The organism is Roseospira navarrensis, from assembly GCF_009601025.1.
Classification (GTDB): Bacteria; Pseudomonadota; Alphaproteobacteria; order Rhodospirillales; family Rhodospirillaceae; genus Rhodospira; species Rhodospira navarrensis.
This window is the reverse complement of sequence record NZ_WIVE01000173.1, coordinates 1-687: the sequence shown is the minus strand read 5'-3', so window position 1 is coordinate 687 and position 687 is coordinate 1. Positions and strand designations below refer to the sequence as shown.

At 63.6% G+C, this 687-nt stretch carries 2 protein-coding genes; one reads left to right on the top strand and one right to left on the bottom strand.

All coding sequences use genetic code 11. The features are described from left to right. The coding region (locus GHC57_RS19160; RefSeq protein ID WP_153347266.1) for a Crp/Fnr family transcriptional regulator at positions 1 to 387 on the top strand (387 nt) is incomplete at its 5' end. Here the strand turns inward: GHC57_RS19160 and GHC57_RS19155 are convergent. Next, positions 362 to 687: hypothetical protein (locus GHC57_RS19155; protein WP_246152525.1), on the bottom strand; the 326-nt coding region annotated here is incomplete at its 5' end. The two genes, GHC57_RS19160 and GHC57_RS19155, sit on opposite strands and share 26 nt — an antisense overlap.

Genomic DNA, 687 nt, shown 5'->3' with positions numbered 1-687 from the left:
CAGATTTTCCAGGACTTTCCACGTCTGGCCACGGCCATCATGTGGGGCGCCTCCCGCGACGAGGCGATGGTGGTCGAGCATCTGGTGAATATCGGACGGCGAAGCGCGATCGAGCGAACGGCCCACTTCTTTCTGGAACTGGGGCAACGCCTGGCCCTGATCGGCCATGTGACGAACAACGGATTCGCGTGCCCGCTCAATCAATACGTCCTGGCCGACGCGCTGGGGCTCAGCGCCATCCATGTCAACCGCATTCTCAGGCAATTGCGCGAACGCGGGCTGATTACCCTCAAGGCCCAACAGGTGATTATTCTCGATCTGGCGGGGCTTGAGAAGTTGGCCGGCTTCGACAGCGGCTATCTCAATCACAGCCACCGCGAGGCGTGAGGCCGGCGCCAGACGCCGCATCGCGCGCCAGCGCCGCCTCCAGGTCGTCGGGATCGACCGTCAGGGTTTGCGAAAGCCCCGGAGTCCCTGGCGTCGCGGGCAGGTGGAACAGGGTCTGGACCCGTCGATAGGCTTCGAAGGACACGCCGTCCAGGCGCTCCTCGTCCGTTTCCACGGTGTAGGTCCCGGGTTGGAGCACCTCTTCGAAATCACCGAGCGTGAAGGGGTGTGCGAAGGTGACGGTTTTCTTGGATGTGCGGACGGTCATGGGAGACCTCCACGTCGCGACGATCCCGGCAG